Origin of the sequence: Streptomyces sp. RGM 3693, from assembly GCF_050471125.1 — a bacterium.
GTDB lineage: Bacteria > Actinomycetota > Actinomycetes > Streptomycetales > Streptomycetaceae > Streptomyces.
The window spans coordinates 2070313-2087002 of sequence record NZ_JBMPPQ010000001.1 but is presented as its reverse complement, the minus strand read 5'-3'; the positions used below and the strand labels follow the sequence as shown (position 1 = coordinate 2087002).

At 73.6% G+C, this 16690-nt stretch carries 16 protein-coding genes; 12 read left to right on the top strand and 4 right to left on the bottom strand.

Going from position 1 to position 16690, the window contains the following annotated elements:
- The first annotated feature begins 15 nt into the window (after positions 1–15).
- The 3 genes from ACO0M4_RS08835 (at position 16) to ACO0M4_RS08825 (ending at position 2636) form a co-directional block, all read left to right on the top strand.
- Positions 16–1515 (top strand): ATP-binding protein, encoded by a 1500-nt coding sequence (locus tag ACO0M4_RS08835; RefSeq protein ID WP_430371307.1) that lies wholly within the window; start codon positions 16–18, stop codon positions 1513–1515.
- Positions 1512–2141: a hypothetical protein gene (locus tag ACO0M4_RS08830; RefSeq protein WP_430369193.1), complete on the top strand. Its 630-nt coding sequence runs from the start codon at positions 1512–1514 to the stop codon at positions 2139–2141. Before ACO0M4_RS08835 ends, ACO0M4_RS08830 begins: the two co-directional genes overlap by 4 nt.
- Before the next feature lie 93 nt (positions 2142–2234).
- Positions 2235–2636, top strand: coding sequence for a DUF1992 domain-containing protein (locus ACO0M4_RS08825; protein ID WP_430369192.1), 402 nt, complete (start codon positions 2235–2237; stop codon positions 2634–2636).
- An 18-nt stretch (positions 2637–2654) separates the two neighbouring features.
- On the opposite strand, the gene ACO0M4_RS08820 is transcribed toward ACO0M4_RS08825, so the two are convergent.
- Positions 2655–3944, bottom strand: coding sequence for a DUF4185 domain-containing protein (locus ACO0M4_RS08820; protein ID WP_430369191.1), 1290 nt, complete (start codon positions 3942–3944; stop codon positions 2655–2657).
- A gap of 194 nt (positions 3945–4138) precedes the next feature.
- On the opposite strand from ACO0M4_RS08820, the gene ACO0M4_RS08815 reads away from it, so the two are divergent.
- The 5 genes from ACO0M4_RS08815 (at position 4139) to ACO0M4_RS08795 (ending at position 11120) form a co-directional block, all read left to right on the top strand.
- Entirely contained in the window at positions 4139–6025 is a 1887-nt protein-coding gene (locus ACO0M4_RS08815; protein WP_430369190.1) for a methylmalonyl-CoA mutase family protein, read from the top strand.
- On the top strand, positions 6022–8253 hold the full coding sequence (scpA, locus tag ACO0M4_RS08810; protein ID WP_430369189.1) for a methylmalonyl-CoA mutase: 2232 nt from the start codon (positions 6022–6024) through the stop codon (positions 8251–8253). The genes ACO0M4_RS08815 and scpA overlap by 4 nt, the downstream gene beginning before the upstream one ends.
- Positions 8254–8264: 11 nt before the next feature.
- Positions 8265–9371, top strand: a complete 1107-nt coding sequence (gene meaB, locus ACO0M4_RS08805; RefSeq protein ID WP_430369188.1) for a methylmalonyl Co-A mutase-associated GTPase MeaB — start codon at positions 8265–8267, stop codon at positions 9369–9371.
- A gap of 175 nt (positions 9372–9546) precedes the next feature.
- Positions 9547–10677 (top strand): carboxymuconolactone decarboxylase family protein, encoded by a 1131-nt coding sequence (locus tag ACO0M4_RS08800; protein WP_430369187.1) that lies wholly within the window; start codon positions 9547–9549, stop codon positions 10675–10677.
- A gap of 77 nt (positions 10678–10754) precedes the next feature.
- The gene (locus ACO0M4_RS08795) at positions 10755–11120 is read left to right on the top strand and encodes a coenzyme f390 synthetase (RefSeq protein ID WP_430369186.1); all 366 of its coding nucleotides are present in this window, start codon (positions 10755–10757) and stop codon (positions 11118–11120) included.
- 62 nt (positions 11121–11182) lie between these two features.
- On the opposite strand, the gene ACO0M4_RS08790 is transcribed toward ACO0M4_RS08795, so the two are convergent.
- Complete coding sequence (locus tag ACO0M4_RS08790) at positions 11183–11656, bottom strand: ATP-binding protein (RefSeq protein ID WP_430369185.1); 474 nt, start codon at positions 11654–11656, stop codon at positions 11183–11185.
- Between the two features lie 271 nt (positions 11657–11927).
- On the opposite strand from ACO0M4_RS08790, the gene ACO0M4_RS08785 reads away from it, so the two are divergent.
- Both ACO0M4_RS08785 and ACO0M4_RS08780 read left to right on the top strand, forming a co-directional pair.
- Positions 11928–12170, top strand: coding sequence for a DUF397 domain-containing protein (locus ACO0M4_RS08785; protein WP_430369184.1), 243 nt, complete (start codon positions 11928–11930; stop codon positions 12168–12170).
- Positions 12171–12293: 123 nt separating this feature from the next.
- Positions 12294–13202, top strand: coding sequence for a helix-turn-helix domain-containing protein (locus ACO0M4_RS08780; protein ID WP_430369183.1), 909 nt, complete (start codon positions 12294–12296; stop codon positions 13200–13202).
- Between the two features lie 52 nt (positions 13203–13254).
- Here the strand turns inward: ACO0M4_RS08780 and ACO0M4_RS08775 are convergent, their stop codons facing one another.
- Positions 13255–14073: an SAM-dependent methyltransferase gene (locus tag ACO0M4_RS08775; protein ID WP_430369182.1), complete on the bottom strand. Its 819-nt coding sequence runs from the start codon at positions 14071–14073 to the stop codon at positions 13255–13257.
- A gap of 277 nt (positions 14074–14350) precedes the next feature.
- Between ACO0M4_RS08775 and ACO0M4_RS08770 the strand changes: the two genes are divergently transcribed.
- Complete coding sequence (locus ACO0M4_RS08770; RefSeq protein WP_430369181.1) at positions 14351–15094, top strand: ATP-binding cassette domain-containing protein; 744 nt, start codon at positions 14351–14353, stop codon at positions 15092–15094.
- 9 nt (positions 15095–15103) lie between these two features.
- Entirely contained in the window at positions 15104–16006 is a 903-nt protein-coding gene (locus ACO0M4_RS08765; protein WP_430369180.1) for a class I SAM-dependent methyltransferase, read from the top strand.
- A gap of 45 nt (positions 16007–16051) precedes the next feature.
- Here ACO0M4_RS08765 and ACO0M4_RS08760 read toward each other — a convergent pair whose 3' ends face one another.
- Entirely contained in the window at positions 16052–16486 is a 435-nt protein-coding gene (locus tag ACO0M4_RS08760) for a DUF6314 family protein (RefSeq protein ID WP_430369179.1), read from the bottom strand.
- Positions 16487–16690 lie beyond the last annotated feature (204 nt).

Here is a 16690-nt window from a genome sequence, read left to right as displayed (position 1 = left end):
CGCCTGCTGCTGGGCATGTCCGCGGTGCGCGGTCTGCGCGCCCGGCTCGTGGTGGCGTTCCTGCTGGTGGCCGCGGTCAGTGCGCTGACCACCGCGGGACTGACCTACCGGGAGGCCCGCAACGCCATCCTCCAGCGGTCCCAAGACGGCGCCGTCAACGATCTGCGGGCCCAGGTCAATTCGCTGGCGCCGGAGCTGGCGGTGCCACCGTCCCAGTCGGACCTGGATTTCTTCCGGGTGAAGCTGGAGCGCTCCGGCAAGTCCCGCGACTGGGACATCTCGGTGCACTACAACGGCGTGCCGGACGACGGCGAGGCCGGGCTGCGGCGCGACATGGTGGTGCCGGCCGACTTCAAGGCGTCGGTGGAGAAGCGGCGGGTGCCGGCGTTCCAGCGCATCGACCGGGACGGCGCGCCCTGGCTGCTGATCGGGATGCCGGTGCGGCAGACCGACAACCAGCCGTCCCCGCTGACCGTCTACGCCCAGCTGCCGCTGCGTGCCGAGGAGGCCAACGTCGAGGCGTTGGTGACCGCCGCGCGGGGCGGGGCGTTGCCGGCCTTCGCACTCGCGGTGATCCTGCCGCTGTTCGCGGCGCGCGGGGTGCTGCGGCCCGTCCGGGGGCTGCGGCAGGCCGCCGGGCGGATCGCCGAGGGCAAGCTGGACACCCGGCTGGAGGTCAAGGGCTCCGACGAACTCGCCGATCTGTCACGGACGTTCAACGAGATGGCGGCGAAGCTGGAGGAGAGCATGGCGGAGCTGCGCCGGATGGAGGCCAACTCCCGGCGGTTCGCGGCCGATGTCTCGCACGAGCTGCGGACGCCGCTGGCGGCGATGGCCGCGGTGACCGACGTGCTGGACGAGGATGCCGACTCGCTCGATCCGGACACCGCCTCCGCGGTGCGACTGATCAGCCAGGAGACCGGGAAGCTGGCGCGGATGGTGGAGGACCTGATGGAGGTTTCGCGGTTCGACGCCGGCGCCGCCGCGCTCCACCTGGACGAGGTGGACGTCGCCGAGACGATCCGCAAGACCCTCCAGGCCCGCGCCTGGCAGAACCGGGTGACCGCCCAGTTGCCGGACGACGTCCGGGCCCGGCTCGACCCGCGCCGGCTGGACGTGGTGGTCGCCAACCTGGTGGGCAACGCCCTGCACCACGGCGGCGAACCGGTCCGGGTGGTGTTGTGCGCGCCGGAGCCCGGCGCTGCCACCCTGCTGATCGAGATCCGCGACAGCGGCCCGGGGATAGACCCGGAGGTGCTGCCGCACGTCTTCGACCGCTTCTACAAGGCGGACTCGGCCCGTGCCCGGTCCGAGGGCAGCGGACTGGGGTTGGCCATCGCGCAGGAGAACGTCCGGCTGCACGGCGGCGTGCTGCGCGCCGCCAACGCCCCGGAGGGCGGTGCGGTGTTCACTGTGGAACTGCCGCTGCGACAGGAGGAAGAACCGGCCGGTGGGGCCGCCGACGAGCCCGTCGGGAAGCCCGCCGATGCCGGGAAGGGGAACGACACCGCATGACCGATCGACGCCTGACCGCACGCCGTACGGCCGCGTGCCGCACCGCCGTGCGCCGTGTCCCCGGCCGCCGGGCCGTGCTGGGTACCTTGGCCGGGGTGCTCACCGCGGCACTGGCCGGCTGTGGGATCGAACCCACCGATGTGATCGACGCCGGTGAGCCGGCGACCGGGGTACGGGCCCCGGGCAAGCCGACGGCCAATGTGCAGCTGTTCTTCTACGGCCCGGACGGACTCCACCCGGCGACCCGGCCGGCGCGGGAACCGCTGGATCCGCAGGCCGCGATCGACCTGCTGGTGCAGGGGCCCAACCACGCCGAGCGGATGCGTGGACTCTCCAGCGTGGTGCCGAAGTTCCCCGCTCCGCTCACCGCGTCGTCCGGTCCCGGCCAGGTCATGATCACGCTGCCGGTCAACGCCAAGCTGCTGGACCCGGCCTCGCTGAACCAGCTGGTGTGCACCGCGGCCAACGCCCGGGTCCCCGGGAACAAGCCACCGGGCCAGGTCACGGTGACCCTGGTCGGCGACGGTGTCCGGGTCGGCCCCATGGTGTGCGGCGGCAGCAACGCCTTCCCGCTGGTCCAGCCGACCCCGACCGGCGCGGGCGAGACCGGCGGCGGAGGCGGCTGACCGGGCGCCCCCTCCGGGACCCGGGCCGGACGGGGGCCTGCGCTACCGTGAAGGAGCGAGGACCGTCCGGCCACACCTTGGGAGACCCCCACGATGACCGAGCGCAAACCCCCCGGCGTCAGCTTCGAGAGCTGGGTCGAGAAGCAGATCCGCGAATCGACCGAGCGCGGCGGCTTCGACAGCCTTCCGGGCTTCGGCAAGCCCCTCCGCAATCTCGACCAGCCCTACGACGAGATGTGGTGGATCAAGGAGAAGATGGGCCGGGAGCAGGTCTCCTTCCTCCCGCCCAGCCTCGTCCTGCGCAAGGAGATCGAGGACGCGCTGGCGGCCGCCTCCGCCGCGCCGAGCGAGGCGGCGCTCCGCCGCATCCTGACCGAGATCAACGGTCGGATCCGGGCGGCGCTGGCGACCCCGCCCGAGGGGCCGCCGCTGGACCGGGTCCCGTTCGACATCGAGGAGCAGGCCCGCATCTGGCGGGAGAAGCACGGGAGTTGAGCCGCGCCGTGCCGCCCGTCACCGCCCCGGAGGTGCCAGTCGGACCCGCAGGAACCGCGGGCGGTACAGCGCCACGTCGCCGTTGACCACCGGATCGGCGGGGGCGCCGGGCGGGCCCAGCCAGTTGACGTCATAGCTGAGCAGCAGGCCGGCGCCGGCGGTGAACTCCGGGTGCGCCTGTGGGTTGTAGACCGCGACGTGGTCGGGATCGGGGCCGGTCGGGCGCGGCGGGGTGATCCGGCCGGCCGGGCCGTGCCAGGGCCCCTGGGGTGAGCAGGCCCAGTAGCCGGTGATCGTCCGTAGCCCGGCGGTGCCGCTGCCCGCGGTGTCCATGGTGAGCAGCACCCACGTCCCCCCGTCGCGGACGACGGTGAAGGCGCTGCCGACGCCGCGCCGACCGCCACCGCGCAGGACCGGCGCGGCCCGCGCGGCGTCCGGCCGCCAGCGGGCGCCGTCCCAGAACCGCCAGGCCGCCCGGTCCGCGAGCCGGCCGGCCGGGACCCGGGCCAGGTAGCCGCTGTCGGCCGGGGTCGAGGGCGGGTCGTCGCCGCCGAAGACGTACGTCCAGTCGCCGTCGCGGACCAGCGCGGTGCCGTAGAGGACGCGTCGGCCCGGGTCGGTGACGGCGTGCTGGTCGGCGACCGGGGTGAGGGACTCCAGCCGGAGGTCGGGCAGGGAGAGGGTGGCGACCTCGGTGCCGTGCGGCATCCCGAAGAGCCACGGGCCGGTGCCTGGGACGCGGTTCCACAGCAGTACCCGGACGACCTGCTCCGGTGCGCCGGGGGTGCGGGGTTCCACGGTCGCGTGCACCGGCCAGCGCCATCCGCCGCCGGGCGGGTCGGGGAAGTACGGTCCGGGTGCGGCGGGGGTGCCGCCGGTCAGGGTGCGCTCCGGGGTGCCCGCGGGGTTCATCAGTACGAGGGAGTTGTGGCGCAGGAACGGGGTGCCACCGGCGTCGGTGGTGCGCCAACGGTAGGGCGCGCCTTGGGAGTTGGGCGGTGGGTGGATCCGGTCGAGGAAGGTGTCGGAGAACAGCCAGAGCGTGCGGCCGTCCGGGAGGCGCACGGAGTGGGTGCCGTCGCCGCCGGTCCAGTCGTCGGTACGGGAGTTGTCGTCGCCGTAGCGGGCGAACGCCGCGGTGGTTCCGGGGTCGGCGGACCAGCCGGTGAGGATGCGGCCCGGGCAGGCGGCGCGGGGGCCGGGGCCGCGGGCGGGGGCCGGCACCAGCAGGGCCGCGGTGGCGGTCAGGAGCAGGAGGGCGAACAGGGCGACGGCGAGGGTGGTGCGGGTGATCGGCGGGTTGCGCATTCCGCTCCTCGGTGGGGTGCGGGGTCACCGTAGCGCGCCGGAGGGCGTGGTTCCGGGAGTGGCCGCAGGGGGCCGCGGAGGTCCGTCCGGGGCGGATTCGCCCTGTACACGGCGATCAGCGCCGGCATCAACGAGGGCAAGGTCACAGCCCGAGCCCCTGCTCCGGCTAACGGTCGTTCGCCTAGCCTGCTGCCATGACCGCCCAGTCCCCCGAACTCCCCCTGGCCGCGGCCTTCCCGGCGGCCGAACGCGAGCAGTGGCAGCGTCTCGTCGAAGGCGTACTCCGCAAATCGGGCGTCTCCGATGCTGCGGGTGCCGCCGCCGAGGACGCGCTCGCCACGGATCTCCAGGACGACATCCGTGTCCGTCCCCTGTACACCGCCGAGGACGCGCCACCCGCCGTGGGCCTGCCCGGCTTCGCCCCGTTCGTCCGGTCGGCCCGGCCCGAGGGCACGGCCGTCTCCGGATGGGACGTGCGGCAGCGCCACATCGGCACCGACCCGCGGCGGATCAACGAGGCGCTCCTCGCCGACCTGGAGAACGGCGTCACCTCCGTGTGGCTGGCCGTCGGTGCCGGCGGGGTGCCGGTGTCCGGTCTGGCGGAGGCGCTCCGCGGCGTCTATCTGGACCTGGCGCCGGTGGTCCTGGACGCGGGCGCGGAATTCCCCGCGGCGGCCGAGGAGTTGCTGCGGCTGTACCGGGAATCCGGGGTGGCACTGTCCGAGACGGCGGGCGTGCTGGGCGCCGATCCGCTGGGCCTGCTGGCCCGTACCGGCGACGACCGCGGGCTGGCCGACGGGCTGGCGGCCGCCGCCCGGTTGGCCGGTGTGGTCGAGGAGAGCGCCCCGCGGATCCGTACGGTCTCCGTCGACGCCCTGCCGTACCACGAGGCGGGCGGCTCGGCGGCCGAGGAGTTGGGCGCCTCGCTGGCCACCGGGGTGGGGTATCTGCGCGAACTGACCGCGGACGGGCGGGGCCTGGGCATCGACGCCGCCTGCCGCCAGCTGGAATTCCGGTACGCCGCCACCGCCGACCAGTTCCTGACCATCGCCAAGCTGCGCGCGGCCCGGCTGCTGTGGGGCCGGGTCGCCGAGGTCTGCGGGGTGTCGCCGGCCGCTGCCGGGCAGCGCCAGCACGTGGTCACCTCAACGGTCATGATGTCCCGTCGGGACCCGTGGGTGAACATGTTGCGCACCACGGTGGCCGGGCTGTCCGCGGGTCTGGGCGGCGCGGACGCGGTGACGGTGCTGCCGTTCGACGCGGCGCTGGGCCTGCCGGACGCGTTCGCCCGGCGGATCGCCCGGAACACCCAGTCGGTGCTGCTGGAGGAGTCGCACCTGGCGAAGGTGATCGATCCGGCCGGCGGTTCCTGGTACGTCGAACAGCTCACCGCCGAACTGGCCCGCGCGGGCTGGGCGTTCTTCCAGGAGATCGAGGGCGCGGGCGGTCAGGCCGCCGCGCTGCGGTCCGGGATGCTCGGCGACCGGTTGGCGGAGACCTGGCAGCGGCGCAGCGAGGACCTGGCGCACCGCCGGGAACCGATCACCGGGGTCAGCGAGTTCCCGCACCTGGCCGAGGCTCCGCTGGAGCGTGAGCCGGCCCCGTCGCCGGCCGGCGGGGGGCTGCCGCGGGTGCGCCGGGACGACGCGTTCGAGGCGCTGCGAGCCCGGTCCGATGCGCGGTTGGCGGCCGGCGGGGCGCGTCCGAAGGCGTTCCTGGCCGCGTTGGGTCCGGTCGCGGCGCACACCGCGCGGGTGGCGTTCGCCGCCAACCTCTTCCAGGCGGGCGGGATCGAGACCGTACCGGAGCAGGTGACGGCGGAGTCGGTGGCCGCGGCGTTCGTGGCGAGCGGCGCGCGGATCGCGTGCGTGTGTTCCAGTGACGCGGTGTACGCCGAGCAGGCGGTGGAGGTGGCCGCGGCGCTGAAGTCGGCGGGCGCGGTGCGGGTGTACCTGGCGGGCAAGCCGGGTGCGCGCCAGGAGGAGTTCGTGGCGGCCGGAGTGGACACGTTCGTGTTCGTGGGCTGCGATGTGGCCGGGGTGCTGTCCTCGGCCCTGGATGTCACGGAGGTGGCGGGATGACGGAGACGGCACGGCGAGAGGGCGCCATCCCCGATTTCAGCGCGGTGGAGCTGGGCGACCTGTCCGGGGCGGCGGTGTCCGGCGACGGGGCCCGGTGGGCGGAGGCGGTCCAGCAGGCCACCGGCAAGAGCGTCGCGGACCTGACCTGGGAGACGCCGGAGGGCATCGACGTCAAGCCGCTCTACACCGCGGCCGACGTCGACGGCCTGGACTTCCTGGGCACGTACCCGGGCATCGCGCCGTATCTGCGCGGCCCGTACCCGACGATGTACGTCAACCAGCCCTGGACGATCCGGCAGTACGCGGGCTTCTCCACCGCCGAGGAGTCCAACGCCTTCTACCGGCGCAACCTCGCCGCCGGGCAGAAGGGCCTGTCGGTCGCCTTCGACCTGCCCACCCACCGCGGCTACGACAGCGACCACCCGCGGGTCACCGGTGACGTCGGCATGGCGGGCGTGGCCATCGACTCGATCTACGACATGCGGCAGCTCTTCGAGGGCATCCCGCTGGACAAGATGACGGTGTCGATGACGATGAACGGCGCGGTGCTGCCCGTTCTCGCCCTGTACATCGTGGCCGCCGAGGAGCAGGGCGTACCGCCCGAGAAGCTGGCCGGGACCATCCAGAACGACATCCTCAAGGAGTTCATGGTCCGCAACACCTACATCTATCCGCCGCAGCCCTCGATGCGGATCATCTCCGACATCTTCGCGTACACCTCGCAGAAGATGCCGCGGTACAACTCCATCTCGATCTCCGGCTACCACATCCAGGAGGCGGGCGCGACGGCCGACCTGGAGCTGGCGTACACCCTCGCCGACGGGGTGGAGTACCTGCGTGCGGGCATGGCCGCGGGGATGGACGTGGACGCGTTCGCGCCGCGCCTGTCGTTCTTCTGGGCGATCGGCATGAACTTCTTCATGGAGGTCGCCAAGCTGCGCGCGGCCCGGCTGCTGTGGGCGCGGCTGGTCCAGAAGTTCGACCCGAAGAACGCCAAGTCCCTTTCGCTGCGCACCCATTCGCAGACCTCGGGCTGGTCGCTGACCGCGCAGGACGTGTTCAACAACGTCACCCGTACGTGTGTGGAGGCGATGGCCGCGACCCAGGGCCACACCCAGTCGCTGCACACCAACGCGCTCGACGAGGCACTGGCGCTGCCCACCGACTTCTCCGCGCGGATCGCCCGCAACACCCAGCTGTTCCTCCAGCAGGAGTCGGGCACCTGCCGGGTGATCGACCCGTGGGGCGGCAGCGCGTACGTCGAGCGGCTCACCCACGATCTGGCGCGCCGGGCCTGGGCGCACATCGAGGAGGTCGAGGCGGCCGGCGGGATGGCCAAGGCGATCGACGCGGGCATCCCCAAGATGCGGGTCGAGGAGGCGGCGGCCCGTACGCAGGCGCGGATCGACTCGGGGCGGCAGGCGCTGATCGGCGTCAACAAGTACCGGGTGGAGACCGACGAGGAGATCGAGGTCCTCAAGGTCGACAACTCCGCGGTGCGGGCGCAGCAGATCGACAAGCTCAAGCGGCTGCGCGCGGAGCGCGACGAGGACGCCTGCCAGCGGGCGCTGCGGGCCCTGACCGAGGCGGCGAAGGCCGCGCCCGGCCCGGGACTTGAGGGCAATCTGCTCGCGCTGGCGGTGGACGCGGCCCGGGCGATGGCGACCGTCGGGGAGATCTCGGACGCCCTGGAGGAGGTCTACGGCCGCCATTCCGGTCAGATCCGTACCATCTCCGGTGTGTACCGAGACGAAGCGGGCCCCTCGTCGGGGGTCGAGCGCACCCGGGAGCTGGTGGCCGCGTTCGAGCGCGCCGAGGGCCGCCGGCCGCGCATCCTGGTGGCCAAGATGGGTCAGGACGGCCACGACCGCGGCCAGAAGGTGATCGCCACGGCCTTCGCCGACCTGGGCTTCGACGTCGATGTCGGCCCGCTGTTCCAGACCCCGGCCGAGGTGGCCCGGCAGGCGGTGGAGGCCGACGTGCACATCGTCGGGGTGTCCTCGCTGGCGGCCGGTCACCTGACGCTGGTGCCGGCGCTGCGGGAGGCGCTGGCGGCGGAGGACCGGGAGGACATCACCATCGTGGTCGGCGGGGTGATCCCGCCGCAGGACGTCCAGCCGCTGCGCGACATGGGCGCCGCGGCGGTGTTCCTGCCCGGCACGGTCATCCCGGACGCGGCCCACGACCTGGTGCAGGACCTGGCGACGGTCCTCGGCCACGAGCTGTAGGGCGGAGGACCATGCCTGCGAGGATCGATGTCGACCGGTACGCCGAGGGGGTGCGGGCGGGCTCCCGGGCCTGGATCGCCCGCGCGGTCACCTTGGTCGAGTCCACCCGCGCCGACCACCGGGTGGCGGCCCAGCAGCTGTTGGTGCGGCTGCTGCCGTACTCCGGGGCGGCCCGGCGGGTGGGCATCAGCGGGGTTCCGGGCGTCGGCAAGTCGACCTTCATCGATGCCCTGGGCTCCCTGCTGACCGGGATGGGGCACCGGGTCGCGGTGCTGGCCGTCGATCCGTCCTCCAGCCGGACCGGCGGTTCCATCCTGGGCGACAAGACCCGGATGGAGCGGCTGGCGACCGATCCGGCGGCCTTCGTCCGCCCCTCCCCCACGTCCGGGACGCTGGGCGGGGTGGCGCGGGCCACCCGCGAGTCGATCGTGGTGATGGAGGCCGCGGGGTACGACGTGGTCCTGGTGGAGACGGTCGGTGTCGGCCAGTCGGAGACCACCGTCGCCAACATGGTGGACACGTTCCTGCTGCTGACGTTGGCCCGCACCGGCGACCAGTTGCAGGGCATCAAGAAGGGCGTCCTGGAGCTGGCGGACCTGGTGTCGGTCAACAAGGCGGACGGTCCGCACGAACGGGACGCCCGGTCGGCGGCCCGGGAACTCGCCGGCGCGCTCCGCCTGTTGCTCCCCCCGGCTCTCAACTCCGATCGGGCAGGGGGGTCCCCCACGGCCGACGCGGTGTGGACCCCGCCGGTGCTGACCTGTAGTGCCCGCGAAGGCACCGGGCTCAAGACTCTGTGGGAGCGGATCGAGCAGCACCGCGCCCTGCTGGAGTCCACCGGTGCGCTCGCCGAGCGACGTCGGGCCCAGCAGGTCGACTGGACCTGGTCGATGGTCCGGGAGCGGTTGATCGACCGCCTCCAGGAGCATCCGGACGTCCGCCGGCTGGGGCCGGAGGTCGAACGGGCGGTCCGGGCGGGCGAGATCACCGCGACGCTGGCGGCGGAGCGACTGCTGTCCGCCTTCGGGCTGGGCGACGGCCTGGCCGGCGGTGTGACGGGGGGCCTGGCCGGCGCTTCGATGGAGGGCGCGTCAGGGGCGGTTGCAGGCGCGGAGTGAGCGGGCGGCGGCCGGACCACGCGGTACCGGCCGCCACCCCGGACGAGCCCGCCTCGGGGGTTCCCTTACGGGTCTCCCCTACTCCGGTGGGTGGAGGCGGGATCCGGTCACACTCCGGGTGCGGTAGGGGGAAGTGTCGCCCTCCGTACGACGCCAGGACACCCCCGGTACGGCGATGATCAGCTCCGGAGGCGGCCGCCGTGGGGTCGCCGCACCCGAACTGGAGACCGCCGTGCCGAGCCCCTTCCCGCACACCACCCCCGTGGACCCCACCACCGCCGGATCCGGCCAACTCCGCGCCGCCTACGACCAGTTGGCGAACCACTTCGGCGCGGGCGACATCCCCGCGGAGTTCCGGCTGCTGTACGGCGCACCCGAGCTGCTGTACGCGACCTGGGTGGCGGTCCGCGAATCCCTGGTGGTCGGCGGGGCGCCGCGCGGGGACAAGGAGTTGGTCGCGGCCGGTGTGGCGCGGGCCCGGGGATGTGCGCCGGTGCTGCGCACCCATGTCCGGGCGCTGCGCACCGGCGGCCGCCCCGCGCTGGCCCGGACGGTCCGCGACGGCGGTACGCCCGGGGATCCCGACCACGCCCGGCTGCTGGCCTGGGGCGCCGCCACCGCCGTCCCGGACGGCCCGCCGGCCGGTCTTCCCGTCCCGGCCGACCACCTCCCCGAATTCCTGGGCACCGCCCTGACCGCCCACTTCCTCACTCGGCTCGGCTCCGCGCTGCTGTCCGCGCGGGCCGGCCACGACGTGCGGGACTGGCCACGGCGCCTCTTGGGCGGCCGGGCCGCGGCGCGGCCGGAGCCGACGCGCGCACCGCGCCCCGGGGAGAGCCTGTCGCTGCTGGCGGGGGCCATCGGCCCGGAGCCGTCATGGGCCGGCGGGGCGCCGCTGGGCGCGGGGCTGGCGGCGCTGCGGTCCGCGACGGCGGACACCGATCAGGCGCTCACCGACACCGCCTCGCGGCGGGTACGGACGATCGTCGCCGCGCACGGCGGGCGGCCGCCCGGCACCGACCTGACTGACCGTCACCTCTCGGGCCGCGGCTGGCTCTACGCCGCACTGACCGGGCTGCGCGGCGCCGACCGCCCGGCCGCCGCCGTGGCCCTCTTGACGGCCCTGGCCCCGTCCCAACTCACCTCCGCCGACGTGGAGTTCTGGCGCCTGACGGCCCCCGGCGGGGCGTCCGACGACGCAGCCCTGCTGCGCCTCGCCGGGTTCGGCGCGTACACCGCCGTGGCGTGTATCGAACGGTCCCTCGTCGCGACGGCACTGGGTGCGGGTACTCACCCGCGGAGCTGAGTAGTCCGACTCATGACGCCCGAGTGCCGGGCCCCGAGGATGTCGGTACAACCCACCGTCCGGGGCCGGGAGTCATGATGGGCGCCAACAGCTATCCGCAGGACGTCGAGCGCGGACTCTTCGAGGACAATCCGCTGGCCGGGCTGATCGTGGGGTTCCGGCTCAGCCTGGACCCGGGCGGCGACCTGGAGGCCAGACCCGTGGTCCACGTCCAGCTGCGGCCCGGGCTGTCGCTGTCCGCGGTCGAGGCGGACCAGTTGGCCAAGACCTGCCAGCAGGGCGTGCAACGCCAACTCAACGCCAGGGACGGGGACTTCGCGGCCCATCCGGAACAGGGCCCGGCCGCGAACGAACTCTCCATCGCCCTGCATCCGTACGGCAGCGGGCCGTTCGCCGACTCCTCCACGATCCACGACGGCTATCTGTTGCGCGGCGACGACTGACCGCGCATCCGAGCCGGGACCTCCACGGTGCGCGCGCTCCACCCGGCCGGGGAGGCGGCCCCTCAGCCGGCCGCCACCACCGTGGCCCACACCGTCTTCCCCGCCTGGTCGGGCGGCGTCCAGCCCCAGGAGTCGCTGAGGCTGTCGACGAGGTGGAGTCCGCGCCCGGACTCGCCCAGGGCGTGTTGCGGCCGCAGTACGGGCGCCTGGGTCCCGCCGTCCGAGACCGCGCACAGCACCCCGCGCTCCTGCCGGGTCAGCGCCAGCCAGGCATGGCAGAACCGTTCGTCGAAAAGGGAGTTGAGGCCGGTGTCGCAGGGATCCGAGGCGCCGTGCCGGAGGGCGTTGGTGACCAGTTCCGAGACGATCAGGACCGCGTTCTCGGCGAGACCGGGACACATCCGCCAGGCGTCGAGGGTGGTCCGGGTGAACCGGCGGGCCTCCGCCACGGTGCAGGCCGCGCCGCTGAGCGCACAGGCCGCGAATCCGTCCGGTCCCGGCATCCACCACGCCTCCCGGCCGGCGTCACCGGTCACTGGCTCCCCTCCTTCCCGGAGGACGTCGCGCTCGGACTGTGCCGGGTGTGTGGTCATCACGATCTCCGCGGAGGGGCATACGAGTTGGGCGCGTCCGGACGGTCTGGGCGGGGCCGCCCCGGAGGGCTAATATCCTCGTCGGCCGTCCATCGCTGCAAGTGCATCTGCAATTACATCGGTACGGGCGGCCACCCAGGGGCAGGATCACGCCACCCGTGAACACGGCCCCGGACCGGTCCCGAGCCCACCCCCCACCAAGGGAGCAGTCGTGATGGAGTCGATGACCAACGGCATGCCGGCAACCGACATCGAAGGCGCGGTCTGGCGCAAGAGCCGCCGCAGCAACCCCAGTGGCAACTGCGTTGAACTGGCGCTTCTTCCGGACGACAGGGTCGCGGTACGCAACTCGCGACACACCGCCGGCCCGGCCCTGATCTACTCGCGCGCCGAGCTGGCCGCCTTCATCCAGGGCGCCAAGGACGGCGAATTCGACGATCTGTTCCCCCGCGACTGACCAGATGACCGCCCTCGGGAGCAATAACTGAGGCATATGTCGGCCGGATAGTCGGCGCAGGTGTACGCCTCCTCCGGGCAATGGGACACTGGGCGTTGGCCCGACCACTCAGGGGAGTCAGTTATGAGCGCCGCGCAGTCGAGCAGCGATCTGTCCCTGCGCCGCTATCTGGAACACCCACGCGGCGGCCCCACCGTCCTGCGCATCGTGCTGGGCACCCAGCTGCGCCGGCTACGGGAGGCCGCCGGCATCACCCGTGAGGCCGCCGGTGACTCCATCCGCGCCTCCCACGCCAAGATCAGCCGCCTCGAACTGGGCCGGGTGAGCTGCAAGGAACGCGACGTCGCCGACCTGCTGACGCTGTACGACGTCACCGACAGCACCGCCCGGGCCACCTTCCTCACCCTCGCCCGCCGGACCAGTACGCCCGGCTGGTGGCACCAGTACGGCGACGTCCTGCCCAGCTGGTTCGAGACCCACCTCGGGCTGGAGTCCGCCGCCTCGGTGATCCGCACCTACGAAGTCCAGTTCGTGCCGGGCCTGTTGCAGACCCCGGAGTACGCCCGCGCGGTGACGCTGCTGGGGCACCCGGGTTCCACCCCAGAGGAGACCGACCAGCGGGTGGAGCTGCGGATGGCGCGACAGCGGCTGCTGGGGCTCAGTGATGCGCCCCGACTGTGGGCCATCCTCGACGAGGCGTGCCTGCGCCGCCCGCTGGGCGGACCGGAGGTGATGGCCGGTCAGCTCCGGCATCTGGTGGAGAAGGCGCGAAGCCCCAACATCACCCTCCAGGTCGCGCCGTTCGCCCTCGGCGGTCTCGCCGCGGCGGGCGGGCCGATCACCGTCCTCCGCTTCCTGGAGCCCGACCTCCCGGACATCGTCTATCTGGAGCAGTTGACCAGCGCGCTCTACCTGGACAAGCGTGACGACGTCGACCACTACCTGGCGGTGATGGACCGGCTCAGCGCCCAGGCCGAGTCCCCGCGGGAATCGCTGGCCATACTGGAACGCCTGCTGAAACAGGCGAGTTGACGGCCGCAGGACGAGCCGCGTCGCGCCCGCCCCACCCGCCTCCTCCGTACCGCTACGGCCTCCGCGCCACGCCTCCGAATTCGATCCACTCCTGCGTCAGCTGCCTGGGGCCGACATCCGACGGGTCCGGCCGCCAGGTCGAGACCTCCACCAACCCCGGTTCCTGGATCTCCAGCCCGTCCAGGAACGCCCGCAGCTCGTGCTGCTGCCGCACCCGTCCCCAGTTCCCATGGGTGCTGACCCGCATGAACTCGGTGACGAAGTCCCGCGTCGCGGCGTCCTCGCTGACGAGCTGACAGACCACCAAAAAGCTTCCTGGCACCAGCCGTTCAGCCACCCGGCGCACCAGCGCGGCGGGGTCGTCGGCGTCCGGGATGCAGTGCAGCACGGAGACGAAGAGCGCGGCGACCGGCTCGTCGAGGTCGATCAGCCGCTGGACCTCCGGGCTGCCGAAGATGCCGTCGGTGTCCCGCATGTCCGCCTGGATGACGGCGGTGTTCTCGTTCTCCTCCAGCAGCGCCCGACCGTGCGCCAGCACGATCGGGTCGTTGTCGACGTACACCACGCGGGACCGGGGATCGACCTGCTGGGCGACCTGGTGGACGTTGTCCTGCGTCGGCAGGCCCGAACCGTGGTCGACGAACTGCCGGATGCCCCGCTCACGGGCCAGCCAGCGGACCACCCGGCGCAGGAAACGCCGGTTGTTGAGCGCCAGCACCTGGGTGCTCGGGACGACCTTGCTCAGCTCCTCGCACGCCTCGCGGTCCACCGCGTAGTTGTCCTTGCCGCCCAGGTAGTAGTCGTACATCCGCGCGACGCTCGGGATGCTCACGTCAACAGCGCTGGACAGCGGCCGGATTTCTTGGCTCATTCCCCACTCTTCCCGTCGGATTGCGGTGCCGGTAACGGTACGACCACCGTGCGCCGTCTCCAACTGCCGTGCCGTGGTGGGCAGTCGGCCGGTTGCGCTCACCGGCGCGGACCGGGCACCCCGCGCCAGGGGGCGGGGTACCCGCCGGCTCGGCACCGGCGGCCGCCCCTGACGGACGTTCTCATCGACCTCTCACGTTCCGCTCATGGGTCGGTCACCCGGCGTGGCTACGGTCGGTCGCGGGGCCGCGGTCCGGCGGCCCGGAGGAGAGGGCACCGTGTACCACCTGAGCGGCGTGACGAAGCACTACCGACGCGGCGGTGAGCTGGTGCAGGCCCTGGACGGCGTCGGGTTCTCCGTACCGGACGGCACCGCGCTCGCCGTCCAGGGGCCGTCCGGCGCCGGCGCGTCGACGCTGCTGCGGATCCTGGGCGGGCTGGAGCGCCCGACCCGGGGCAGTGTGCTGCTCGACGGTACGGATCTGGCCATGGTCACCGCGTCCCGGCTCGGCCGGATCCGCGCCGAGTCGATCGGGTTGCTCGGCGCGGGCGACGGCGACCATCCGGGCCCGCTCGCCGGATCGGCCGTGCGGCAGGGCGTGGCCGCCGCGCTGGTCCCGCTGGGGCTGCGGCCGGCCGACCGCTGGGAGTTGGCCGGGGACGCGCTGGCGGAGGTCGGGCTGTCCGACCAGGGCGATCTGCTGCCGGGGCAGTTGGACGCGTACGCGCGGCGGCGTGCGGCGCTCGCCCGGGCGCTGGTGAAGCGGCCCGCCGTGCTGCTCGCGGACCGGCCGACGGAGGGCCTGCCGCCGGCCGCCCGGGCGGACTTCGCCGCGTTGCTGGTGCGGGTGTGGGGCGCGTACCGGCTCACCTGCGTCATCGCCACGGACGACGAGGACCTGGCCGGGCGGGCGACCCGGCGGTTGGTGCTCGCCGGGGGCCGGGTGACCGCCGTGGTCCGGGTGGCCGGTACCGGCCGGGACGGACCGGCCGCCTGGTGTCCGCGCGGCGCCGGCAGGTAGAAGAGGGGCATGACCACAGAACAGAGCGAGTCCGCCGACCGGGCGATCCCCGGTCCGCCCGTCGGCGATCGGCCGGAGCTTCCCGGCGCGGAGGAGATGGTGCGCGCCAACGAGGCCAACTGGGACGCCCGCACCCCGGTCCATGTGGCCAGTGCGTTCTACGGCCTGGACGGGTCGCGGAGCGCCGAGGACTGGTTCGCGCCGTTCGAATGGGCCGACCTCGGGGAGCTGGCCGGGCGCGATGTGCTGCACCTCCAGTGCCACCTGGGCACCGAGACGGCCGCGTTCGCGGACCGGGGCGCGCGGGCGGTGGGGTTGGACTTCTCCACCGAGGCGGTGGCACAGGCCCGGCGGCTGGCTGCGGCGACCGGCCGGGAGATGGAGTTCGTGCGGTCGGACGTGTACGAGGCGGTGGAGGCGCTCGGCGACCGCCGGTTCGACGTGGTCTACACCGGCAAGGGCGCGGTGTGCTACCTGCCGGACCTCGCCGCCTGGGCCGGGACCGTCGCCGAACTGCTGCGGCCGGGCGGGACGTTCTACCTGGTGGAGTTCCACCCGCTGCTCAACGCCCTCGGCGCGACACCGCCCTCGGACCCGGGCACCCCGCCGCTCCTGCTCCGCCACGACTACCTGGCCGGCCGGGGCGCCCTGCGCAGCGACACGGCCACCACCTACACGGACGGCCCGCCCCTCCAGAGCGCGACGACGAGCTATGAGTGGCGGCACGGCGTCGGCGAGGTCGTCAACGCGGTGATCGAGGCCGGGCTGACCGTGCGGGGCGTCCGGGAGACCGAGGTGCTGCCGTGGCCACGCTTCCCCTCGATGGTGCCGGACGAGAACGGCTGGTGGCGACTGCCCGACTCGGAGCCGATCATTCCGCTGCTGTACGCCCTGAAGGCGGCCAAGCCGTAGCGAGAGCGGCCGGCGCCGCGCGCCGGGAACGCCGGGGCACCCGGCTCAGCCGGTCCGCCGGTAGACCGAGCGCAGCAGCTGGTCCTTGGCCGGGCCGGTGACCCGCCACTCCAGGTGCCAGCGGTCCGCGGCGACGGCGGTGAAGACGCCCTCGTAGCGGTCCGCGGCGCAAGGGTGGACGGTGGTCCAGTGGCCGGTCCGCAGGTCCAGGTCGTGGAAGGGGCGGCCGTCGGCGAAGGTGACCGTGGCGGTGCCGTCGGGCTCGGGCCGCAGCCGCAGGGTGCGGGTCGCCGGGTACCCGACGCCCTCCCAGGTCAGCTCGCCCTCCTCGGTGTGGCACAGCGCCCCGTCGGGGCCGTCCGGGGTGAAGTCCGCGGTGCCCCGGAAGCTGCCTTCGGTGCCGGCCCGCAGGTCGTACACGGCACGCTCGACGTGCCAGCGGCCGGTGAGGTACGCGGCGACGTCGGGGACCAGGTGCATGCCCCCATTGTCGGGCAGCGCCAGGCGGTCACCCCATCGGCCCCACCCCGCGCCCCGCCCGCGCACCCGGCCGCCGCGCACCGTGCGGTCCCCCGGCCCCGGACTTACGCTCGGTACCGAGATCACCACCGAGGGAGACCCTCGCGGCAGGGCACCCGTCCCGTGCGTGCCCCGCCGGCACCCGCCCGGAGACAAGACCGGAGG